The following is a 24,169-nucleotide window of genomic DNA, read 5'->3' as shown; positions in this document are numbered from 1 at the left end:
GATCTCGATTTTAGCCAACAAAATTAAGTATGGCGTACCTTTAATCGCGCCTATTTGCTTGAATTAGTTCCAGGTCATATTTAACAGTTTAACAACAACTTAATTGTCAAATTGATTAGTTTTATACTTCCAATAGTGTTATTTTATTGGCGCTAATGATGGATATATCTCATTTTTGAGACGATTTTATTGAGTAATATCCTCACCTACGAGCACTTTCGAGGAGAGTCAGAGTGAATTGGAATAAGTTGAAAGTACTAAGTTGCGCGGTTGCACTTAGCTTTCCTGCACACAGTCAAACATTAGAACAAGCCGTCGCCTTTACTATTACGACCAACCCAGAAATAAAAGCTTCTTATAATGAGTTCAAAAGTAAGTATTTCGATGCCGAAGCCTCTGGTGGGGCTTATATGCCTAAATTGGATTTAGATGCTGGTATTGGTTATGAAGCAGTTGACCTAGCTTCAGGCACAGAAAACGAACTTACTCGAAAGGAAGCCACGCTAACGCTTACACAGCTGCTGTGGGATGGTTCGGCCACGCTCAATGACATGGATAGGACAGCAGCTGATGCTGAATCGGTTCGTTTCCAATTAATGTCAGACGCTCAGGACATCGCGCTGCAGGTAACAAAGATTTACTTGGACGCAACCAAAGCTTATGAAGTGTTAGCGCTTTCCGAAAGTAATCTTACGGTTCATAAAGAAATCTACTCCGATATTAAGAAACGCGTGGACTCAGGTATTGGTTCAACAGCGGATCTATCCCAAGTAGAAGCGCGTTTAGCTAAAGCTCACGGCAATTTACTAGCAGCACAAAACAACCTTTTTGACGTGCATACCCAGTTTAAACGTATAGTCGGTCAGTCCCCGCAAGGTCTAACCTTCCCTCGCGCAGATCAAACGGCAATCCCCTTTACCGTTGATGAAGCACTCGATACAGCATTTACTAGTCACCCAGTGGTGAAAGTCGCTCAAGCGGACGTTGACTCAGCACGTTTTCAATATGATCAAACTAAAGGTGTTAACTACCCAACCCTTTCAATTGAAGCTAACCAAACTTGGCGTGATGATGCAGGCGGTATTGAAGGCGGGAGTGACGAGTTTTCAGCGATGCTTCGTATGCGCTATAACCTGTATAACGGTGGTTCAGACTCAGATCGAACAGAAAGTGCAGCGTATCAGCTTAATAAAGCAAAAGATTTCCGTGACCGCACCTACCGTAGTGTAGAAGAAGGCTTGCGACTCTCTTGGAGTGCGTTAGATCTAACTGTTCAACAAAAAGATTTCTTGGCGGACCATGTAGATTCGGCATCAGATACGGTTATTGCTTACGAGAAACAATATAAGATTGGTAAACGTACTCTGCTCGATCTTTTGAACACTGAAAACGAACTGTTCGAAGCTCGTAAAGGCTATTTAGACGCAAAATACGACGAGCAGTACGCTAAGTATCGTGTTATGAACGCAACAGGTAATTTGCTTGCTGCACTGCGCGTTGATACACCTCAAGAGTGGAACGAAAAGGTAGAATACTGATATGAATAAATCACTCCTAACTATGATTATCGCGGCTACCGTATTCGCAGCTCCACTGAAGGCTGAAGATGTGTACCAATATATCGACACTCCTACACCAAATCAGGTCGACGATCTTCTTGATGAAGATAAAGATGGCGTTATCAATGCGCGTGATTTATGTCCACAGACACCGCTCAATGCCGAAATAGACAACGATGGCTGTGGTACTTACGTCAAGACACAAGAAGAGATGAGCTTACATATCCTGTTTGCCAACGATTCCGACGAAATTCAGCCAGTGTTCCTTGCGCAGATTCGTGAGATGGCTGACTTCCTCAAGAGCTACCCTTCTACTTCTATCGAACTTCAGGGCTACGCGAGCAAAGTTGGTCAGCATGAGTACAATATGGCTTTGTCCAAACGTCGCGCTATCTCTGTTGAACACGCACTGCTATCCAATGGCATTGATTCCAACCGGGTTCGTATCGTTGGCTTTGGTGACACCAACCTAAGTGAAACAGGCACTGATGAAATCAGTCATGCCAAGAACCGCAAGGTAGTTGCTACGGTTATCGGTCACAAAGGTAACGTTAAAGAAGAATGGTCCATTTTTACCAAGATTAAAAAATAGCCACATCGATTCGAAAAAGGGAGCTTGGCTCCCTTTTTTATTTGGCTTTTTAACTATGAGTGTTAACCTAGCTGCGAATCCACCTATGAGATGAAACCAATGAGCAAATTAACTTCTGATATTCAGGCAAACCTCGAACTATTCGTTGCTGAAACGAAGCAATCCAAATTAGTTTGGGGAATGCGCAATGAAGAAGGCTGGCTGTCTTGCGACTCTACAGAGTTTGAAAACAGCGAAGTTATGCCTTTCTGGTCTTCTAAAGAAGATGCGGAAACTCACAATGTTGAGGAGTGGGCGGATTTTGAAATTCTTGAAATTCCTCTAGATATCTTTGTTGAAGATTGGCTGTTAACCCTTGCAGAAGATGGTGTTCTAGTTGGGACGAACTGGAATGATCAACTTGACGGTAGAGAGATGGAACCATCAGATCTAGCTAAGATGTATTTAGCCTAGCCTTATTAAAAAGTGCGCCTTCAGGCGCATTTATTCCACTCAGGTTTAAGACGCTCTAACTACTCGTCCCGCAGGCATTCGCTTCTGAGGCGAGTGCATTTTTGGTAAATATAGGACGAGCCTATTTATCTACCGAGCTCTGCTTACGTACCAATTCAGCCATGATATTTTTGCGGTCAGCAAGATAGTCATTAAGCCCTATTTTTCTTAGTTCGCAAGACGGACAATCTCCGCAGCCATCACCAATGATGCCGTTGTAGCATGTCAGGGTTTTCTCTCTTACCAGTTGCAGTGCATCATATTGGTCTGCCAATGCCCATGTTTCCGCTTTGTTCAGCCACATTAATGGTGTAGAGATCTCTAATGGGCGATCCATACCTTGGACCAAAGCGTTATTCATCGCTTTCACAAAATCATTTCGGCAATCCGGGTAGCCAGAGAAGTCGGTTTCACATACGCCCGTAATGACTGTCTGCGCACCGATTTGATAGGCGTAAATTCCCGCGAGAGTCAAAAACAAGATGTTGCGCCCAGGAACAAATGAGTTAGGCAGGCCGTTTTCCTGTAGCTCATGAGAAACCGGAATATCATCACGAGTCAAAGAGCTAATAGCCAGTTCATTGAGCAGCCCAACATCCATAGTTTTATGCGCTTTAACGCCAAGTTCATTCGCTAAACTTTGCGCCACTTCGATTTCTAGTTTGTGGCGCTGGCCATAATCAAACGTAATGGCATGAACTTCATCAAAATGTTTAATTGCTTGTACCAGACAAGTTGTAGAGTCTTGTCCACCACTAAATACAACAACCGCTTTTTTCATAATGAGTTCCTTTACGCAATGCTTAGATATTTATGAGTTTGAATTGATAAGCGCCAGTTCCTAGCAACGCAGACATCAATACATAATTGAGTAGCGCGCGGTTTCTGACTAATAGGTTGCAGTGCGATCGTAGTTTCTTCCGATACACCTGCTCTAGTAAGCAGTTCATCTAATTGATCGATGTCTTTTTGAGTCGCGACTGGGTGTTTAATTTCATTCGCACGCAATAGTGCAGAGTCTAGAACTGGTAACTTGCCTTTCATTGCCACCTTAGGTGACACTGTCACCCAGGTTGTATCCGTTACGCAAACCTCTGAAGTGCCACTGGTTTCGATCTGACATTTGCAGCCATTATTTTCAAATGCTTGAGTCAGAAGCGTCAGGTCATAAATACATGGCTCACCACCGGTAATGACGATGTGTTTTGCCGTATAGCCTTGATTTTTGTATTCGTTAACAATGTCTTCAGCCGTCACCGAACACCAAGTTGGGGAGTCTTCTGTCTTCGCTAAAACCTCATCAAGAGATCTTTCATCTTGAGGAGTTGCGTCCCATGTTTGCTTAGTGTCACACCAAGCACAGCCAACAGGGCACTCTTGTAAACGAACAAACACAGAAGGTACGCCAGTAAACACACCTTCCCCTTGAATGGTTTCAAACATTTCGTTAATTTTATACAACTTAAACTCAGCCTAATTCATCGTCAAAATTCTGCAGGAACGAGACCTTAAAGGAGACGCCCTATAAGGTCAACTAAATCATAAATTGATCAATCGTTTCCGAGCGATTATTCTGCTTCTTTTGATTAATTTATAGTTATATTTTAGGTAAGTTATGTACAAACTGATTGCGTTAGATTTAGATGGTACGCTTTTGACGAGCGAAAAAACCATTTCGCAAAGAACCAAGAAGGCAATTGCTAATGCCCGAGCAAATGACATTAAAGTTGTCCTCGCCTCTGGTCGACCTTTAGCAGGTATGCAAAGTAAGCTTGATGAGCTAGACATCACTGGCGACAACGAGTTTGTCGTTTACTTCAATGGTTCCATGGTAAAAGAAATTGGTACAGACAAAGTAATCCACTCGGCAATTATTGATGGAAAGCATGCAAAACAAGTTGCTAAGTTAGCCGAAGAACTGGATTTAAATTGCCATGCCTTTAGTACTGAATTTGGTTTGATTACTCCATGTAACAATGAATATACCGATATCGAAGCAACGATTAACCAAATCCCTGTAACTGAATTGAACTTTGATCAACTTGAAGATAACCATCCGATCATCAAAGTCATGATTGTTGGCGAGCCAGCAAAACTAACCGCTGCAATAGAAAATATTCCCGCTTCCTACTACAACGAGTTTACCATTGTTCAAAGCGCACCTTTCTTCCTTGAGTTTCTAAACCTCGCTAGTAACAAAGGAGTTGGAGTCAAAGCAATTGCTGACCACCTAGGGATCAAATCGGACCAAATTATCTGTATGGGTGATGCTGAAAACGACCACCATATGATTGAATATGCGGGTTTGGGTGTCGCGATGGAGAATGCGATGGAGCAAACCAAAGCCATCGCTAACCATATTACCTTGAGCAACAATGAACACGGTGTTGCTAAGGTAATCGAAGACTTTGTTTTAAATTAATAGAACGCAAAGCTAAAGCTGATTAGTCAGCTTTAGCTAGCTTACGCACTGAAATCACAAATAGACAGATCAATATTGGATACCTCAACGTTTCTACGCTTAATGAAGCGATACTACTAGTCGATACTTGAACCGCTATCATACTTACTATCCCATTTGTTACCACCATCCCCGCACAAATCAAAACCAACGCTCTACCTGATGCCATATTCGCATCACGTTTTAAGGTAACAACAAGACCCAGCACTGCTAAAATAACCGCTAGCCAATAAGTAAAAATCGGTGTCGGCCAAAATAGAGTCATTAGCGCACATACAGCCAGAAGGATAATCCAAACTGACTTCGAGGTCATGAGCGCATTTGAGTCCACCTCGGGTTTAGATTCGAGACGAACCAAATGCCAAGCGCACAACATTCCCAACAAAGCACCACTGACACTATCAATTAGAAATGCAGATCCACTGTAAAAATTCGCGAGACTTAACCAGAAGAGTATTACCAACAGAGACATCGACCAACGATTAATAGAGAGTTTCTCGCTTGCACTCAACACCAGTACCCCGACACACGACCACACTGCGATAGGTAAGCTAGGTAGGCTGAAACCATAACTTTTGGCAAGATCCAAAGCTGGTAAGTAGACGTGAGGCCTTGGAAAAGCAAAGCCTTGTTGTGCAACCAAGCTAAACAATGAAGTCATGGTAACCGCGAAAAACACCTTATAGCTAAGCTCTTTACCAAATCGCCAATAGAGCAAAGGAAACAAAACCAAGATCAAAGATGGTTCAGACAACCAATTCCCTGCAAGTAGCAAAGGTTCAACGATACGTACCAGTTCGCTAGGCAGTTTCAAAAACAGATGCTGGAGTTGAGTTATCCAATTCAACTCCACCTGATGAAACTTAGGAGCCGCTTGAGTTAGATTGCCAACGAAAACCGCTTTTTGATCACTTGCTTGAGGAAGTATTTGTTCGAGCCAATCAAGTTGTTTAGGGAATCGGTACTCTTCTCTTGGCACAGCGGCCGGATCAATTAACATCGCTGAAGAGACCTCTATGCCATAATGCGGGGCAAACCAGATTGGCAACTCGTAACCATCAAACCTATTGTTGAATTGAAACGAGACGATATCTGAATCGGATACACAATTATAAAAAACGGTTTTATCACTGCGCCCCAACTCGCCCTTAATCGAAACAACAAGTCCTGTTTCTTCCCAAGTTTCACGCTGTGCTGCGGCCTCAGGTGACTCCCCTTTAGCAACGCCTCCTGCCGGAAGAGAAAGCTTGTTGGTGAGGATTTCTTTTACCAATACAATCTTTTCACCAGAACGTATGACACAGGCAGCTCCAGTGATTGACGAGTCATTGGCAACAGTAAGTGAAGAGGCAAATAGAGAGATAAACCCGAGTACGAGCGATAATATTTTAGTGTTGAGCTTCATTCTAAATTCTTGTTAATTAGTTACGGACTTTCGTAACCAATGGATATGATGTTCAAAGCCGAAATGACGGTAAAACTCAATTGCAGACTGATTAAACTGCCAGACTTCAACAAAGATCTCTTTTACGCCATATTCCTCAAAACGCGTTTCGATACGCTGACACAGTTCGACTGCATGCCCTTTGCCACGGTAGTCCTTAAGGATATACAGTTCATCGATGCTGCCCATCTGAACTGGCTTACTTACTGTGGAAATCAGTTCGCAAAAGTGACCACTAATAAATCCTATGATTTTATCGTCTTCACATGCGACAAATACAAGACATTCAGGATCATCTAAATATCGAGCAATACTCTTTTCCTGCTCTATATCTACAGCAGTTTTGAAGTGTTCGGGGCATTGGCGATGATGCTCATCATGCAAGTAAAACATGAGATCATTTAACTGCTCTAAATCTTTGTCATGCGCACTACGAATGGTCACATTGTGCATAAATATTTTTGCGTTACGAATAAAGTAACAGTTTGGCGGTTTAACAAAATTTTTTCAATAAAAAAGCCCCTTTAGTTCGGGGCTTAATTTTACTATCAGATGAAGTATCCAAAACAGGATTAGGAATGCAGTGCCTTTTCGATCTCTTCAAGGCTCGTTGGGTCATCGATCGTCGAAGGCACTGTGTACTGCTCGCCATCGGCTATCTGACGGATGGTACGGCGCAAAATCTTACCGGATCGCGTCTTTGGCAAACGCTCCACAACGAGCGCATGCTTAAAGCAAGCGACTGCACCGATTTCATCGCGTACCTTACCCACCAGCTCACCTTCAAGCTGGACGTCGTCGACCTTTACGCCGTCTTTAAGTACCACTAAACCAAGTGGCAACTGCCCTTTCAAATCGTCATGAACACCAACAACCGCGCATTCCGCAATGGCTGGGTGGCCGCCTACGATCTCTTCCATCTCACCGGTTGATAGACGGTGACCCGCAACGTTAATCACGTCATCGATACGCCCCATAATGAATAGGTAGCCCTCTTCATCGAGATAACCACCATCACCCGATACGTAATAACCCGGGAACTGACTCAGATATCCAGACTCGAAGCGGTCGTGGTTACGCCATACCGTAGGCAGACAGCTTGGTGGCAGTGGACGTTTCAAAGCGACAAAGCCCTGTTGATTGGCTTCTACTGGCTCACCAAGCTCATTAAGGATCTCAACCTGATAACCTGGGATTGGTTTAGTCGCTGAACCTGCTTTCACTGGCATCAGCTCAATTCCGGTAGGGTTACCGGCAATCGCCCAACCTGTTTCCGTTTGCCACCAGTGATCGACTACTGGTTTGTCAGTTTTGCTTTCTACCCACTCTAATGTCGGAGGGTCTAGGCGCTCACCCGCCATAAAGATGGTTTTAAGGTTTGATAAATCGTATTGCTTGAGGCACTCACCTTCAGGGTCTTCTTTCTTAATTGCGCGGAAAGCGGTTGGCGCGGAGAACAGTACTTCGACTTTGTACTCTTCACACACTCGCCAGAATGCGCCCGGATCCGGAGTCCGTACTGGCTTGCCTTCAAATAGTACTGTTGTACAGCCATGAATCAGCGGCGCATAGACAATGTAAGAATGGCCTACGACCCAGCCCACATCAGAAGCTGCCCAGTAAACACCATCTTGTGGAACATTATAAATGGCGCTCATTGAGTACTTCATCGCAACAGCATGCCCACCATTATCGCGTACTACACCTTTAGGCTTACCAGTCGTCCCTGAGGTATAAAGAATGTAGAGCGGGTCAGTCGCCAATACTGGTACACAAGCGTGAGGTAGAGAGCCTTCAAGTGCAGTCGCCCAATCCACATCTCGCTTAGGCTGCAACTGAGCTTCACACTGGCTTCTTTGCAGAACAACCACTGTTTCAGGCTTCCATCGACTGTCCATAATCGCTTTATCGACCAATGGCTTGTACGGAATAACTTTATTAACTTCAATACCACAAGAAGCTGTCATCACCAATTTAGGTTCAGCATCTTCAAGTCGAACCGCTAGCTCGTTAGCCGCAAAGCCGCCAAACACAACGGAATGAATCGCGCCTAGTCGCGCACAGGCAAGCATTGCCATTGCTGCCTCAGGAATCATGGGCATATAGATAACCACTCTGTCACCCTTTTCAACGCCCTGTGCTGCGAGCATACCCGCTGTTTTCGCAACCTGATCACGAAGCTCGGTATAAGTATATTTTCGCTTAGTACCAGTCACTGGTGAATCGTAGATCAATGCGGTGTTATCGCCACGTCCTTGTTCGCAGTGATAATCTAGTGCTAACCAAGAGGTATTAAGCATTCCATCGGGGAACCAGCGCTCTATGCCATTTTCATCCTTGGCTAGAATAGTTTGTGGCTGTTTAAACCAGTCAATATTTTTCGCTTGTTCCGCCCAAAACGACTCAGGTTCTGACAGCGCCCATTGATACTCTTTTTGATATGCAGACATAGTGCTTCCTCCAGTATGTCCTGACATTGCTTTTCTGGTAATTAACCGGTGCTAATTACGCAAAGATATCGGAGGGTACGCGCACAAATCCCTCCATGATGATTCGAGCACTGCGGCTCATTACAGCTTTTTCAACGACCCAACCTTGTTCATCTAGCGTGGCGGCCGCTCCTACTTTCAGCGTTCCCGACGGGTGACCAAAAGTGACTGATTCCATTTCTCCGCCACCAGCAGCACGGTTGACTATAGTGCCGGGCACACAGGAAGCCGATGCAATCGCTACTGCTGCGGTTCCCATCATGGCGTGGTGCAATTTACCCATCGACAAAGCGCGAACTAATACATCCACCTCACCGGCTTCGACTGGTTTGCCACTAGAAGAAAGATAACTTTTCGGGTTCGCAACTATGGCGATTTTTGGCGTGTGCTGACGAGCTTCAGCCTCTTGTAAAGAATCAATCAAACCCATCTTCAACGCACCATAAGCTCTAATCGTTTCAAAGCGTTGTAATGCAGCTTCATCGTTATTGATATCTTCTTGAAGTTCCGTCCCTTGATATCTGAGAGCTTCAGCGTCAAGGAAAATCGTCGGGATACCCGCATTGATCATCGTTACTTCAAACGTGCCAACATCAGGAACCTCTAGCTCATCGGTCACATTCCCAGTAGGAAACATGCTGCCTTCGCCGTCTGCGGGGTGCATGAAGTCGACTTGAATTTCAGCAGCTGGAAACGTCACCCCATCGAGTTCAAAGTCGCCTGTTTCCTGAACTTGCCCTTCCACTATTGGCACATGAACTACGATGGTTTTGCTGATATTCGCCTGCCACACTTTGACGGTAACCGTACCATTGGTTGGGATACGATCTTCATCGACCAAACCAGCATGAATGGCAAAGGGACCAACAGCGGCAGATAGATTGCCACAGTTGCCACTCCAATCGACAAAAGGTTTACCAATCGATACTTGCCCGAATAGATAGTCGACATCGTGATCTGGCTTATCACTTTTCGATACAATCACGGTTTTGCTGGTACTCGACGTGGCACCGCCCATACCATCGATTTGCTTGGCATAAGGATCAGGACTACCAATCACTCTTAGCAGCAATTTATCTCTCGCCTCTCCGGGAGTTTGAGCTTGTTTTGGCAAATCTTCTAGACTGAAGAATACCCCTTTACTCGTCCCACCGCGCATATAGGTGGCTGGTACTTTCATTTGGCTAGATACTGTCATAGCGGCCACCTATTGGGATAAAAAGTCTTGTGCAAAACGTTGTAAAACGCCGCCAGCATTATAAACACTGACCTCATCGGCGGTGTCCAAACGACAAGTCACAGGAACATCGAACTTTTCGCCATTAGCACGAGTGACGACCAGCGCTAGATCTGCGCCAGGCTTGATATCGCCAATCACGTCATAAAGTTCACTGCCATCGAGCTGTAACGTTTTTCGGCTTGTGCCAGATTTAAATTGAAGTGGCAAAACGCCCATTCCGACTAGGTTGGTTCGGTGAATACGCTCAAAACCTTCGGCAGCAATCGCTTCAACCCCAGCCAAACGAACCCCTTTCGCTGCCCAATCTCGAGAGGAGCCTTGACCATAATCCGCACCCGCAACGATGATTAACGGCTGCTTACGATTCATGTAGGTTTCAATCGCTTCCCACATTCGAGCAACTTTACCCTCTGGCTCAACCCTTGCGAGTGAGCCTTGTACCACCTCACCGTTCTCTTTAACCATTTCATTGAACAGCTTAGGGTTAGCAAATGTCGCTCTCTGTGCCGTCAAGTGATCGCCACGGTGAGTAGCGTATGAGTTAAAGTCTTCTTCAGGTACATCCATAGAAGCGAGGTACTCACCCGCCGCACTGCTCGCAAGTATCGCGTTAGATGGAGACAAGTGATCAGTCGTGATGTTATCGCCTAGTACGGCTAAAGGTCTCATCGCGGATAGCGTTCTTTTACCTGCTAGCGCCCCTTCCCAATATGGTGGACGGCGAATGTAGGTACTTTTTGGTCGCCAGTCGTAAAGAGGATTACTATTGCGCTCACCTTCGTCGAGTTTAAACATCTGAATGTAGACCTGATTAAACTGCTCGGGCTTAACATGCTTGCCAACAACCGCATCGATCTCTTCATCAATCGGCCATAAGTCATTGAGATAAATAGGATTGCCTTGTTTATCTTTACCCAACGAATCGCGTTCAATATCAAAACGCATGGTTCCAGCAAGGGCATAAGCAACCACCAGTGGCGGTGATGCCAAGAATGCTTGCTTAGCATAAGGGTGGATTCGACCATCAAAATTTCGGTTACCTGATAGCACTGCCGTTGTATAAACGTCGCGGTCGATGATCTCTTGCTGAATCTCTGGATCAAGCGCGCCACTCATACCATTACAAGTAGTACAGGCATAAGCGACAATTCCAAAGCCTAGCTTTTCGAGTTCAGGTAAAAGACCAGCATCTTCAAGGTATAACTTGGCGACCTTTGAGCCCGGGGCAAAAGAAGATTTCACCCAAGGTTTACGTACGAGTCCAAGCTCATTGGCCTTCTTGGCAACAAGGCCAGCCGCGACCACATTGCGCGGGTTACTTGTATTGGTACATGAAGTAATCGCCGCAATAATGACTGCCCCATCGGGTAATTGCCCCTCACTACTCTCAGCCTCACTCTCTTTTGCAATACCGCGCTGTGCAAGCTCTGAGGTTGGCAAACGTCTATGTGGGTTTGATGGCCCTGCCATGTTGCGAGAAACCTTGGACAAATCGAACTCTAATACTCGCTCGTACTCAGCGGTTTCAAGATCATCAGCCCACAGACCCGTTTGTTTGGCATAGTTTTCAACAAGCTCGACTTGCTGCTCATCTCGACCCGTCAGTTTTAGGTAGTTGATGGTCTGCTCATCGATGTAGAACATCCCAGCCGTAGCGCCGTACTCTGGCGTCATGTTGGAAATGGTTGCACGATCGCCAATAGTTAAGTCTTTTGCTCCTTCCCCAAAGAATTCAAGATAGGATGAAACGACTCTATCGTTACGCAAAAATTCAGTAATCGCCAAGACAATATCTGTTGCGGTAATGCCAGGTTGGCGCTTACCAGTAAGCTTGACACCGACGATATCTGGAAGTCTCATCATGGAAGGACGGCCAAGCATGACTGTCTCCGCTTCAAGCCCGCCAACACCAATCGCAATCACCCCAAGCGCATCGACATGCGGCGTGTGACTATCCGTACCGACACAGGTATCCGGATAAGCGATACCTTGCTTAGCCTGAACAACAGGAGACATTTTCTCCAAGTTGATTTGGTGCATGATGCCATTACCAGCAGGAATAACGCTGACATTCTCAAACGCGGTTTTACACCACTCAATAAAATGAAAACGGTCTTCATTTCTGCGCTCTTCAATCGCCCTATTTTTATCGAATGCGTCTGGGTCAAAGCCCGCGTGTTCAACAGCGAGAGAATGGTCAACAATCAGTTGGGTTTCTACCACAGGGTTGACTTTGGCAGGATCGCCACCTTGTTGGGCAATCGCATCTCTAAGGCCTGCAAGGTCAACCAACGCCGTCTGACCTAGAATGTCATGACACACCACTCGAGCAGGATACCAAGGAAAATCTAAGTCGCGCTTTCGCTCGATAATTTGCTCTAGACTTTGAGTCAGAGTATTAGGGTCACAACGTCGAACTAACTGCTCAGCCAGAACGCGTGAGGTATACGGGAGTTTTTCGTAGGCACCAGGGGATAGTGTATTTACGGCTTCTCGGGCATCAAAATAATCAAGATGGCTTCCCGGAAGCGATTTTCTGTATAGGGTATTCATGCTCATATCTGCTTCCATTGAGGTAGATGTTTGCTCCCTAATCGAAGGGAGCAAAGTCGACAGTGCTATCGTTTTTCGATTGGAACCCAATCTTGATGATCAGGGCCTGTGTAATCTGCACTTGGTCGAATGATTCGGTTATTGGCTCGTTGCTCGTAAACGTGCGCAGCCCAACCTGTTAGGCGACTCATGACAAAGATCGGCGTAAACAACTTGGTTGGAATATCCATGAAGTGATAAGCAGAGGCATGGAAAAAGTCCGCGTTACAGAACAAGCCTTTCTCTCGCTTCATCACCGCTTCAACGCGCTCAGAAACCGAGTACAAATGGGTATCTCCTACCGCATCTGAAAGCTCTTTTGACCAACGCTTAATCAACGCATTACGAGGATCACTTTCACGGTAGATAGCGTGACCAAAGCCCATAATTTTGTCTTTGTTCGCTAGCATCTGCATGATGTTTGCTTCCGCTTCATCTGGTGTCTGCCAGTCTTGAATCATCTCCATCGCAGCTTCGTTTGCACCACCATGTAAAGGGCCACGAAGCGTACCGATCGCTGCAGTAATACAAGAGTGAAGATCGGAAAGCGTCGAAGCACATACGCGTGCTGCAAAGGTAGACGCATTGAACTCGTGCTCTGCGTATAGAATGAGCGAACAGTGCATGACCTGCTTGTGAATCTCAGTTGGCGCTTTGTCGGTGAGCATTTTTAGAAAGTAGCCACCAATACAGGTTTCGGATTGATCGTCTGTATCGATGCGCACGCCATCATGGCTAAAGCGGTACCAATAACAAATGATGGCCGGAAATAGAGCGAGCATTCTTTCTGTCGCATCTAGTTGCTCATCAAAGCTCATCTCTTGCTCTAGATTACCCAATACCGAGCAACCCGTTCGCATCACATCCATTGGGTGCGCCGAGGCAGGAACAAGCTCTAACGCTTGCTTAAGCTCACTCGGTAGACCTCGCAAACTAATCAGACGCGTCTTGTATTCGTCTAACTCTTTTTGATTGGGCAAGTGACCACGTAACAGCAAGTGGGCAACTTCTTCAAATTGAGCATTATTCGCCAAGTCAGTAATATCGTAACCACGATATGTCAGACCTGTCCCCGTTTTACCGACAGTACACAAAGCTGTGCTACCAGCGCTTTGGCCGCGTAGACCTGCGCCACCTAACTCTTCATTCTTTTTCGATGATAGAGGCATTTTGAACTCCTTTTCTGTTTGATATTGCTCTCTAATCGGAGCGTTATTTACCAAACAATTTCACGTTATTGGATTGATTCCGAATCGGTTTCCTTGGGCTTCCGTTTGATCCTATTTTCCTTCTGAAAACAGCTGATCAAGCTTGTCTTCATAATCATGATATTTGAGGTGCGCATAGAGCTCTTTGCGAGTTTGCATCGAATCCGTCAGCGCTTCTTGGTTACCCACTTCTAACAGATGCTTGTACACCATCTCTGCTGCTTTGTTCATTGCACGAAACGCACTTAGTGGGTACAGCACCATGTCAACTTTGGACTTAGCAAGCTCTTCACAGCCGTACAGTGGCGTCTGACCAAACTCAGTAATGTTCGCCAGTATCGGCACATGCTTACCAGTAGCACTCTCTAGAGCTTCAGAGAACTGAACATACTGCTCTAGTTTGTTCATTGCTTCTGGGAAAATCATGTCAGCACCTGCTTCAACGCAAGCAATCGCACGTTCGATAGCACTATCGATCCCTTCAACAGCCAGAGCATCCGTACGAGCCATCACCACAAAGTTGTCATCGTTACGCGCATCCACTGCGGCCTTAACGCGATCGACCATCTCTTGTTGGCTAACAATGGCTTTATTTGGGCGATGGCCACAACGTTTCTGCGCTACCTGATCTTCCATGTGTACCGCGCCCGCACCCGCTTTCTCCATTGCCTTGATGGTTCGCGCGATATTAAATGCACCACCAAACCCCGTATCGATATCAACCAGCAGTGGTAAGTCACACGCATTGGTGATTCGCTCGACATCGACTAAAACGTCATTAAGTGTGGTAATCCCCAAATCGGGTAAGCCATAAGAGGCATTAGCGATACCGCCACCTGATAAGTAGATCGCTTGATGCCCGAGATTTTTCGCCATCATGGCGCAGTATGGATTAATGGCCCCTACTATTTGCAGTGGATCGTTTTGCTCAACGGCAAGTCTAAATTTAGCTCCTTGAGATAAACTCATTGCTCTTTCCTCTAGTCCGTTTTTGGGCTTTAGTCCCTAAGGATTTGTTGTTCGATTAATGTTCGGCTACCCGAGATATGGCGCCTCATCAGCATCTCGGCTAACTCTTCGTCTCTATTCTTGATAGCTTGTAAGATATATTTGTGCTCATCGAGCGCTTCAACGGGTCGCGACTGAGCTCTAGGTGATTGGTAGCGATACATTCTCAACAAGTGGTAAAGCTCATCACACAGCAATGAAATAAGCTTACTGTTGCGGCTAGCGAGAATAATGCGATAGTGAAAGTCGAAGTCACCGTGCTGATGGAAATACGAAGCACCCTCGACTTCATCAATATGATTTGAATGTGTCGACAATACAGCTTCTAATCCTACAATCTCTTCTGCAGTGATATGCCTAGCTGCAAGTCGAGCAGCCATACCTTCTAGCGCCTCTCTAACTGCGTATAGCTCTATTAGCTTTTCAGGTGAGAAAGTAATCACTCTGGCACCGACGTGAGGGATACGCTCGATTAGGCCTAATCCTTCAACTCGCATTATCGCTTCACGCAGAGGCCCCCTACTTACCTGATACTTCTTAGCTAACTCTGGCTCAGATATCTTGCTGCCTGGTGCAATATCACCACTCACAATAGCCTCAACCAAGGATTCAGTTAAGCTCTCTGATTTGGTGTTTTCTTTTTCAGAAACGCCTTCTTTTTGTCGAGTTTTAAATTCGATATTCATTGTCAATACACTCGCCCTATAGCACCAACTTGTCTACAATTTCATCTTATGCATTTAAAATAGACTATAACATTGTCGACAATCAAGAAAATTGTCGACAATTTAGACCAAGGTAGTAGATGAAGTGGGTCTAAAGCGGTGAGATCAAGTCCATCAACAAAAGTGATATGTGATGTAGAACAGCACAATTTCATTTACAGCAATGACTTAACCCAAGTATGAGATTAATATCTTAGATACAGAAAGGAATCTTCTAAAATAAGAGGCTTAATGCGCTCTATAACTGCTAATTCGATCCTTGCAGGATTGATTACCGCTAATATTGCAGGATGCTCGCTCTTCTTTGCTGATGAACGCGAACCATACTACCCGTTGCTCAGAAACAGTACATACTCTGGCGGCGATATCGCCGTGATAGAAACGGATAATGTCTTAAAGTCCGCAGTAAAACACAATGACTTCGTGCTTGTTGAAGATGGGGCTCGGGTTAATCAATCTGTCGACAAAGTCTTTGCTGAAGCTATTAATAACCACTCTGTCTCTGTAGAAGACTTGAAAGGTGAGGAGTTTCACCAAGGGTTAGAACTGATCATAAAGCAATTCACGTGTGAACTGTACGCAAGCCAACAGCCAGTTGACTCTATTCAACTATGCCCGCAATCGAATCAGGTTGTTGACAATGGGCTTGGTTACCTTCCTTTTGAGAAAGGTGTACGTACTGCTCAGCGGTTAAGCGCAATTGAACGAAACGACGAAGGTACCCTGCAACTCGAGCTCTTTCTTAAAAGTACCCACGAACGTCCATTAGAATCGCTATGGGGGGCTGTTCACGAACTTGGGCATTTTAAAGGAAGTCAGTTACCCCCCGAAAGCGTTGTACTCACCATAAATTTGAAGGCATATAAAAAAGACACGGACGCTCACAATTGGCGATATATGCATTCCGAGCCTCTGATCTTCTTTGTTGTCCTTCCCTCTGTTGACCAATTGATCAGCCGCCCCAACGAAGTAGAAAGTATGAAGTTTGCTTATCGCAGCGCCAAATTACTGGTTGTTGACAGTCGATAAGTCTTTATCACCCAAACCTTAGTTCAACTGCCAGTGGGTCTGGTCAGCAATTGGGACAGTGCTATTTATCCGGCACTACTCAAATAAGTCATTGTTTATGTTGAATGTGTGAATGCATATCGATTACATATGTAACTGATATTTTTAATAGACGAAACTAATTTGACCTACCTTCATATTTTATAAATCCAATTAAAATTAACATTTTTTTAACCTTGCATTTCGGCAACTATGTATTCGCTTATTTAATACAAGGAGTCACAAATGCAAGTAAGCATCACAACAACAAAAACTATGCTCGCCACTGTTATTAGTTCAACGCTACTAACCGGGTGTTACTGGGATGATCCCGAAAAAGCGGCAAAATACGTCAGCAGCAAAATCGATCGAGAAGAAGTCGTCGAACATCTTGAGGAGCTAGAAGCAAGAGCCTCTAAGACAACGGATGGCGCTTCGGTTACTCGCGCGGCAGGTACTGAAGGCTATGCACAGTCTCTCAATTACATCGTCGACACCATGCGCGAGCACAATTACGATGTCTCGATACAAGAATTTGATTTTCGCGCATGGGAAGAGCTTGCGGGAACGAAACTAAACGTCAATGGTCTGGATCTCATCGGCGTACGTAACGCCAGTGAAGGTGTCGAGCCTGACTTTGCAGTAATGTCTTACTCAGGCAATTCGAACGGTTCAATAACCGCTGAAGCCGTGTTCATAACGCCAGATTTTCGATTCGACGCCCCAGATTATGACAGTACCGATGGATGTGAATCGTCAGATTTCACTGGCAAAGATATCACCAACAAAGTCGCCATCATCCAACGTGGAGGGTGTAGCTTCAATACTAAAGTGGTCAATGCTCAAAACGCAGGTGCCAAGGGGGTTATCGTCTTCAACCAAGGCAATGGTGAAGGTCGTACAAGCGTCGTAAACGGCACGCTTGGCAGTGATAGTACGGCGCACATTCCTGCATTTGGTGCTCGCTACGCGTTGGGCAAACAATGGCATGATTTAAGCCAAACCACTTCAGTACCTGTCACGCTTGCCATTAATGTTCAAGATGACGTCGTCTTAACCCAAAATATTATCGCTGAGACCAAAGGTGGTAATGAAAATGAAGTTGTTATGCTAGGTGCTCACCTTGACTCAGTACCAGAAGGTCCTGGGATCAATGACAATGGTTCGGGTACTGCTGGCCTACTGGAATACGCGGTTACTCTGGCAGACTTAGACGCCCCAGTTAAAAACAAAGTACGATTTGCATGGTGGGCGGCTGAAGAAGCTGGGCTTGTCGGTTCTGAGTACTACACCAACGATTTGTTTGCACCTTTACGAGCTCAAGCCGAGCAGGAGATTCTTAAGGAGCTTGGGCTTGAAGACCCAAGTCAGCTGACTCCAGAACAGCTCGATCTTGTTGATGCGCGTTACTACAAACTGAACAAAGTTAAGCTCTATTTGAACTTTGACATGATTGGCTCACCAAACTACATCTTTGGTGTAATGGATGGCGACCTATCAGATACCAAGGACAGTCCTGATAACGCCTATACTGGTGACTTCAAACCGCCATATGGCACATCGCATATCGAATCAGTTTTCAATCAGTTCTTTACTGAGAAGTCAGAGTCCACTGTCCCTCAGGCTCTGTCTAAGCGCTCAGATTATGCAGGGTTCGCAGACTGGGGCATCGCGTTTGGTGGCCTATTTACTGGAGCTGAAAAGGTCAAGTCTGCGCAAGAGGTTGAGCAATTTGGTGGTGATATCGATGTCGCTTATGATAAGTGTTATCACCAAGCTTGTGACGATTTAAACAACGTGAGTCAGAAAGCTCTTTACGTCAATACACAGTCACTCGCTTACGTTACAACCTATTATGCGTTTAGCGAGCCGTTGTTCCCAGTACAAGAGCCTGAAGCTAAGGCTGAGCTTCGAACATTCGCAGTTGAAGAAACACCAAGTAGTAAGCTACGCGTAGGACAGAAACTAAAAGCTGCTGACAGCGTTTCTGATCACGACCACTTCCATGGCGACTTCGATCAAGATCGCGAATAACCAGATTACCACTAATAAAGTCAAATCAAGCCGTACACTCTCCGTACGGCTTCTTTGTTCTTATTCAGTGACCGTGTTCGTTCACATTTTAAACACATCACCTCTTACCACCGTGCCAGAGCCTATAAATCAGGATGAATTTGATTTATTTACCAATGAATACCTGCTACTTTTTAATGAATTATTAACAGACACCACAACTCATTGTTTCGAATACATTTACTTGAAGCATGTTGGTCAGTTTTAAAGGAAGTGCTATGGCTGAAAAATATTCGGCGTCGGCGAGCCCTATTTCTGCTAAAGATAGTAAAGGGCAAGAACACAAGGTAAGCCAGTTTTCTGTGACTCAAGCTATGTCAGAGTCTTTCTCTATTTCAGCGACCCTTGTCTCCAGTCATTTCGATGCACAAAGTCAATTAGGTCAACTTCTTACCATTAACCGTTACTCAAACCTCTCGGGCAGTACTACGCTGACTCGTTCTTTCAATGGGATAATCACTCGAGTTGAAAGCTTGGGAATGGATAGCAACCTACAATACGTTGTGTACCAAGTCACTCTCAAACCTTGGCTAGACCTGCTCAAGCATACCCACGCTTTCCGCGTATATCAGAACCAATCGACCAAAGATATTGTGAGCGATGTTTTCGACAATGCTGGCTTTAAGGGCTGCTATAAAATAGCCAAGATGCCGACAACAAAACGTGAATATTGTTTACAATATAACGAGTCTGATTTTGACTTTGTCTCTCGCTTGCTCGCAGAAGAAGGCATCCATTACTATTTCACCCATTCAGATAAAGAGCACACTCTCGTACTGCAAGATGCGCAATCGCCTTTCGATAAAGCTGACAACGCAAAATTCGATATGGTAGAAACGCCAACAGGCTCTTTACCCCTACTCGAGTCTTGGTCACCTGCAGTCGCATTTCATGGCGCCAGTGTCGAGCTAACCGCATACGACTATAGCCAAGCCAAACTGATCTCCAGTAAGGCCCAGAAGAGCAGCCATTCTATAGCAAACAATACCAAACTGACCAATGTTCACTACCCACCTTTGGGCATTTCTGGTGATAAAACCGATCTAGCAAGTAACCTTGCTAAACGTCGCATCGATCAGTTGGGACAGAACTACCAGACCATTGTGGCGACAGCGAGACATGACCTGTTTGATATCGCTACCTGGTTCACTCTCTCTAGCCATCTAGATAAATCACAACTGTCTGACTACTCAATTGTTTCGATACAGACCCACTACTCTGAAGATGTTATATGTGACACTGAAGTCAAAGCGGTTCCTAAGTCGACTTCGTACTATCCAAAGCCACTAGACAAACAAAAAGTCCATGGATTACAGAGTGCCACAGTAGCGGGCTCAACAGTTGGAGAGATCAACCAAGATGAGCAAGGCCGAGTAAGAATTCAGTTTCATTGGGATACAGAAGCCAGTGGCGATAAAACCAGTTGCTATGTTCGTGTTGCTCAGATGATGGCAGGTAGCGGTTATGGGGCTCAGTTTATCCCTAGAGTTGGTCAAGAAGTTCTGGTCTCATTTATCGATGGCGACCCGGATCAACCCATCATCACAGGTAGTGTGTACAACAGTAAGAATGCTCCTCCGTATAAAGAAGCCAATTCAACCAAAAGTGGGATTAGTACCAAGCTTAGCGGACAGTCTAATGAGCTGTACTTCGATGATAAAAAAGATAATGAACTGATCTATCTGCACGCGGCAAAAGACATTACCCAAGAGATAGAAAATAATCATACTGAAACGATAAAAGGCGAACTAACACAGAAAGTCACCAAACAAATGGCTATCTCTACGGAAGATAACTACAGCCTAACCGTGACCAAAGCGATGTCAGAAAAAGCGAAATCCATCACTATCGAGGCTGACGATAGCATTGACATAAAAGTGGGTTCGAGCAAAATTTCGATTTCATCTTCTTCTATATCTATTGAAGCAACCAATATTGATATAAAAGCCAGCAGCGGCTTGAACCTACAAGGCACCAATGTCACTAGTAAGGCGACATCAGCCAACAAAGTTTCTGGCACAACCACCGCGTTAGAAGCCACCAGCTCAAATTCAATCAAAGGTTTAAGTGTCGCGATCAAAGCTGATACCACCCTTTCTGCAGAAGGCTCTTTAAGTGCAGAGTTTAAGTCTGGGCTTAAAGCAACATTTAACGGCGGCGTCATGGGCGAAGTGAAAGGGGCAATTGTCAAGGTAAACTAATGACTTATAAAAAAATTCCTTATCAGAGCTGTGGGCAACTACTGCCAAGATTCTCAGCATCTGAAGAAGCCAAAGAGTTACTCAACGAAGATTTGTCTATAGAAGAGACCATTCAAACGCTCCAAGACAACAAACTATACAATGACCTCGTTCAATTTCTTGCACACTCTCTACCAGTTCGAGAAGCGATCTGGTGGGCAAGCCTGTGTATTCAACTGCGTAACGATGTTTGGAACTCGACACAATCGCAATGTATTCAGACAGCGCAACAATGGGTGCAAGGCCCAGCAGAAGATCTCAGGCGCAAGGCAGAGCTACTATCTAATCGACTTGACTTAAACTGTGGTCCGTCTTGGCTGACTCAATCCGTTTTCTGGAACGGCTCTGGAAGCATTGTCGCCCCAGATCTACCAGCCGTACTACCCGACCCTTTTCTGTATGCTAAAGCGGTCGCAGGGGCTATCAATCATGCTGCCGCGCTACCAAACTGGGACGGTTCAGAACAGTACTATACTCAATCGGTAAACTATGCACTTAACATAGCAAACGGTGGAAACGGAGGAACAGAATGACTTTAGCAGCTCGTCTAACTGACATGCACGTATGCCCAATGCAAACCCCTGCAGTCCCTCCTATCCCACATGTTGGAGGTCCGATAGCAGGTCCTGGAGTACCGACGGTGCTCATTGGCAGTATGCCAGCAGCTACTTTGGGAGATATGTGCGTGTGCGTTGGTCCACCGGATTCGATCATTAAAGGCAGCGCGACCGTTTTAATTATGAACAAGCCAGCGGCTCGTATGGGAGATACAACTGCACATGGTGGCACTATTGTGCTTGGAATGCCCACCGTAATGATAGGTGGTTAAAAAACCACCTCCCGAACAAGGGTTTAATAAAAAATGAACGTGCTCCGGCCAATTTTCTAGATGTAGGTCACTATTTTACGTAAATAATAAATTTGGACGAGCCTTTTTCTAAAATAAGCCTAGACTATCCTTTGTGAGCAAATGCTAACAAATTACTATTCTAACAATTGCTTACGTTTACTAAATTACAATAATTATATAACGGATAATACATGGTAGACATTGTTCAATTGTTGGCTCCTATCTCTGAAGAATCCCCGACAGGGAACTACCTGAAGCTAGATCGCTCGATCTACCGTGCACTACGTAATAGCTATAATGCCGCCCAATCTTCTTTTCGTCAGCTTATAGAAACGCCGGAGGCATCCAGCGACGAAACGCTACTCGATACCAATGAAACCAATTGGGCTCAACTGCGCAATAGCACTTATGAAGCTCTGACTCAATCAACCAAAGATTTGGAGTTGTTAGGATGGTACATCTCGAGTCAATTATTTACGGCGCAGCCCTATCAGAACCTAGCTGACTCAACTAAAGTACTAAAAGGTTATATCGACGCGTTTTGGGGAGACTTGCACCCTACTCTGCCAGAAAACAAAATCAAGAGTAACGACGAGCAAGGCAAGTTAAAAGAGCTAGCTGATTTTCGCATCAAACCTCTGCTTCAATTGGTCGGTGAAAGCAACGATTCAACCGCACTGTTTATGCCGCTACAACTAGTCGGCTTGATAGAAGGTATTACATTTGGTGATTATCTCCGAGCAGAACGTTCGGGTGACCTAGAAGCGCTAAAAAAACAGGCACAACAGCTATACAGCAACGACGTTGAACGCACCGTATTATTGCTCTCTGAAGCCCACCAAAACTTCACCGAAGCGGAAACAGCTATCGCTCATGAATGCCAACAGGTAGGTGTGACACCAATCAGTTTTCGATTTGTTAAAGCGAATATTGCGGACTCTATCAACGCGATTCGTTTTCTCACTGAAGACAAATTTTTGCATTGGCCATTGGATGATACTTATCAAGTTCGCAAAGAAGAAACGGTAGAAAAGCACCCAGAAGTAAACAGTGAACAATTGCATGATCCGGCAGTAGAGTCTACTCCGACTCAGAAAGCGCCTCAAGCAACACTGAACAGCTCGCCTCAGACTATCGCACAAGTAGAAACCGAAGTTGCCCCTGTCCATGTGAGCGTTAACCAAGTTGCTAACCGCGATCAAGCATTTCAAGAACTAAGAAAGATTTCTGAGTTCTTTAAACAAACCGAACCACACAGCCCGATTTCGTTTTTGCTGGAAAGAGCAATACGCTGGGGCTACATGAGCCTTCCAGAACTCATGCAAGAAATGACTGCTGGTAACAGTGGCACAATGCAACAAATTAACCAATTAACGGGAATGGACAACTTAGATCAGCTCGATTTAAGCGATAAAGTTTTATCAGCCTCCGCTAGTGTTAATTCAACCGTGGTAGCAGCTAAAAGCGCTGCCACACCAACTAATCAGACTTCTCCTGTAGAAATTACAACTCAGGAAAAGACCGATACTAATCAATCATCACAAACTGAAGTAAGCTCCACCGAGTCATCAGCTAGTCTGAATGATTTCGAGTGGTAACCAAATGCTGATCAGCAAAGGAGAATAAAATGGCTTCTATTTTCATGAGAATCGACGGTACAAAACCTAAAGGCGCTGCAACAGTAGAAAAGATTGGTGGTAAAGATGGCTTCTTCGCTATCGATACTATCACTTGGAACGCTGTACGCGGCGTAGGCATTGATGTCGGTAACGCAAACAACGCAGACCAAGGTATGGTTGCACTAGGTGAAGTCAACGTAACACGTGGCTGTGATGGTGCAACACCTCACCTAACCACATTCTTATACGCTCCAGGTGGCGAAGGTAAAACTATTGAAATCGTAATGACCAAGCCTAACCGCGAAGGTTCTGGTGCTGATCCATACCTTATCCTGACTCTTAAAGCGGCGCGTATGTCTAGCTACAACATGGCGGCATCTGACGGCACGCTACCAAACGAATCTTTCAGCCTAACATACACTGAGATTTCTAAAGCGTACTACATCGAAGGCGAAGGCGGTAAGATCGAGAAAGGTCCTGAAGTAGGCTTCGATGCAACAACAGCTAAAGTGACATCGACAGCAGCGTAA

General features: G+C 45.2%; 21 protein-coding genes. 11 read left to right on the top strand and 10 right to left on the bottom strand.

Translation table 11 applies throughout. The annotated features are described in order from the left end of the window. The first annotated feature begins 233 nt into the window (after positions 1 to 233). From ZX61_RS07355 to ZX61_RS07345, 3 genes are all read left to right on the top strand, one after another. A complete protein-coding gene (locus ZX61_RS07355) occupies positions 234 to 1,538 on the top strand; it encodes a TolC family outer membrane protein (protein ID WP_049844034.1) in 1,305 nt (434 codons plus the stop codon). Position 1,539: 1 nt separating this feature from the next. After that, positions 1,540 to 2,151: an OmpA family protein gene (locus tag ZX61_RS07350; protein WP_049844033.1), complete on the top strand. Its 612-nt coding sequence runs from the start codon at positions 1,540 to 1,542 to the stop codon at positions 2,149 to 2,151. 99 nt (positions 2,152 to 2,250) lie between these two features. After that, entirely contained in the window at positions 2,251 to 2,604 is a 354-nt protein-coding gene (locus tag ZX61_RS07345) for a DUF2750 domain-containing protein (RefSeq protein ID WP_049844032.1), read from the top strand. Between the two features lie 121 nt (positions 2,605 to 2,725). On the opposite strand, the gene queC is transcribed toward ZX61_RS07345, so the two are convergent. Together queC and queE are read right to left on the bottom strand one after the other, a co-directional pair. Next, entirely contained in the window at positions 2,726 to 3,424 is a 699-nt protein-coding gene (gene queC / locus ZX61_RS07340) for a 7-cyano-7-deazaguanine synthase QueC (RefSeq protein ID WP_049844031.1), read from the bottom strand. 11 nt (positions 3,425 to 3,435) lie between these two features. Then, complete coding sequence (queE, locus tag ZX61_RS07335; protein WP_049844030.1) at positions 3,436 to 4,086, bottom strand: 7-carboxy-7-deazaguanine synthase QueE; 651 nt, start codon at positions 4,084 to 4,086, stop codon at positions 3,436 to 3,438. 172 nt (positions 4,087 to 4,258) lie between these two features. On the opposite strand from queE, the gene ZX61_RS07330 reads away from it, so the two are divergent. Further along, positions 4,259 to 5,065: a Cof-type HAD-IIB family hydrolase gene (locus tag ZX61_RS07330; protein WP_049844029.1), complete on the top strand. Its 807-nt coding sequence runs from the start codon at positions 4,259 to 4,261 to the stop codon at positions 5,063 to 5,065. Positions 5,066 to 5,087: 22 nt separating this feature from the next. Here ZX61_RS07330 and ZX61_RS07325 read toward each other — a convergent pair whose 3' ends face one another. The 8 genes from ZX61_RS07325 to ZX61_RS07290 all read right to left on the bottom strand — a co-directional run bounded on the left by ZX61_RS07325 (position 5,088) and on the right by ZX61_RS07290 (position 15,771). Further along, positions 5,088 to 6,509 carry a bifunctional NUDIX hydrolase/phosphatase PAP2 family protein gene (locus ZX61_RS07325; protein ID WP_049844028.1) on the bottom strand — a complete coding sequence of 474 codons (1,422 nt, stop codon included), beginning with the start codon at positions 6,507 to 6,509 and terminating at the stop codon, positions 5,088 to 5,090. A 12-nt stretch (positions 6,510 to 6,521) separates the two neighbouring features. After that, entirely contained in the window at positions 6,522 to 7,001 is a 480-nt protein-coding gene (locus ZX61_RS07320) for a GNAT family N-acetyltransferase (RefSeq protein ID WP_049844027.1), read from the bottom strand. A gap of 119 nt (positions 7,002 to 7,120) precedes the next feature. After that, on the bottom strand, positions 7,121 to 8,998 hold the full coding sequence (locus ZX61_RS07315) for a propionyl-CoA synthetase (protein WP_049844026.1): 1,878 nt from the start codon (positions 8,996 to 8,998) through the stop codon (positions 7,121 to 7,123). Positions 8,999 to 9,053: 55 nt separating this feature from the next. After that, entirely contained in the window at positions 9,054 to 10,235 is a 1,182-nt protein-coding gene (gene prpF / locus ZX61_RS07310; protein ID WP_049844025.1) for a 2-methylaconitate cis-trans isomerase PrpF, read from the bottom strand. Between the two features lie 9 nt (positions 10,236 to 10,244). Then, positions 10,245 to 12,836 (bottom strand): Fe/S-dependent 2-methylisocitrate dehydratase AcnD, encoded by a 2,592-nt coding sequence (gene acnD, locus ZX61_RS07305; protein ID WP_049844113.1) that lies wholly within the window; start codon positions 12,834 to 12,836, stop codon positions 10,245 to 10,247. A gap of 59 nt (positions 12,837 to 12,895) precedes the next feature. Next, positions 12,896 to 14,038: a bifunctional 2-methylcitrate synthase/citrate synthase gene (prpC, locus tag ZX61_RS07300; RefSeq protein ID WP_049844024.1), complete on the bottom strand. Its 1,143-nt coding sequence runs from the start codon at positions 14,036 to 14,038 to the stop codon at positions 12,896 to 12,898. A 111-nt stretch (positions 14,039 to 14,149) separates the two neighbouring features. Beyond that, positions 14,150 to 15,046: a methylisocitrate lyase gene (gene prpB / locus ZX61_RS07295; RefSeq protein ID WP_049844023.1), complete on the bottom strand. Its 897-nt coding sequence runs from the start codon at positions 15,044 to 15,046 to the stop codon at positions 14,150 to 14,152. Positions 15,047 to 15,075: 29 nt separating this feature from the next. Further along, complete coding sequence (locus ZX61_RS07290; RefSeq protein WP_049844022.1) at positions 15,076 to 15,771, bottom strand: GntR family transcriptional regulator; 696 nt, start codon at positions 15,769 to 15,771, stop codon at positions 15,076 to 15,078. Between the two features lie 270 nt (positions 15,772 to 16,041). On the opposite strand from ZX61_RS07290, the gene ZX61_RS07285 reads away from it, so the two are divergent. The 7 genes from ZX61_RS07285 to ZX61_RS07255 all read left to right on the top strand — a co-directional run bounded on the left by ZX61_RS07285 (position 16,042) and on the right by ZX61_RS07255 (position 24,169). After that, on the top strand, positions 16,042 to 16,839 hold the full coding sequence (locus ZX61_RS07285) for a hypothetical protein (protein WP_049844021.1): 798 nt from the start codon (positions 16,042 to 16,044) through the stop codon (positions 16,837 to 16,839). 264 nt (positions 16,840 to 17,103) lie between these two features. Continuing rightward, complete coding sequence (locus tag ZX61_RS07280) at positions 17,104 to 18,891, top strand: M28 family metallopeptidase (RefSeq protein ID WP_049844020.1); 1,788 nt, start codon at positions 17,104 to 17,106, stop codon at positions 18,889 to 18,891. Between the two features lie 257 nt (positions 18,892 to 19,148). Continuing rightward, positions 19,149 to 21,131, top strand: a complete 1,983-nt coding sequence (locus ZX61_RS07275; RefSeq protein WP_049844019.1) for a type VI secretion system Vgr family protein — start codon at positions 19,149 to 19,151, stop codon at positions 21,129 to 21,131. Further along, the gene (locus ZX61_RS07270; RefSeq protein ID WP_049844018.1) at positions 21,131 to 21,703 is read left to right on the top strand and encodes a DUF6931 family protein; all 573 of its coding nucleotides are present in this window, start codon (positions 21,131 to 21,133) and stop codon (positions 21,701 to 21,703) included. The genes ZX61_RS07275 and ZX61_RS07270 overlap by 1 nt, the downstream gene beginning before the upstream one ends. Continuing rightward, complete coding sequence (locus ZX61_RS07265; protein WP_049844017.1) at positions 21,700 to 21,999, top strand: PAAR domain-containing protein; 300 nt, start codon at positions 21,700 to 21,702, stop codon at positions 21,997 to 21,999. Before ZX61_RS07270 ends, ZX61_RS07265 begins: the two co-directional genes overlap by 4 nt. A 212-nt stretch (positions 22,000 to 22,211) precedes the next feature. Continuing rightward, positions 22,212 to 23,618, top strand: coding sequence for a type VI secretion system protein TssA (locus ZX61_RS07260; RefSeq protein ID WP_049844016.1), 1,407 nt, complete (start codon positions 22,212 to 22,214; stop codon positions 23,616 to 23,618). Between the two features lie 29 nt (positions 23,619 to 23,647). After that, a complete protein-coding gene (locus ZX61_RS07255) occupies positions 23,648 to 24,169 on the top strand; it encodes a type VI secretion system tube protein Hcp (RefSeq protein ID WP_049844015.1) in 522 nt (173 codons plus the stop codon).

This window comes from Vibrio sp. VPAP30, assembly GCF_001188205.1.
In the GTDB taxonomy this organism is placed as follows: Bacteria; Pseudomonadota; Gammaproteobacteria; order Enterobacterales; family Vibrionaceae; genus Vibrio; species Vibrio bivalvicida.
Note: the sequence above shows the minus strand (reverse complement) of the source record. Positions and strands in the feature narration are given on the sequence as shown.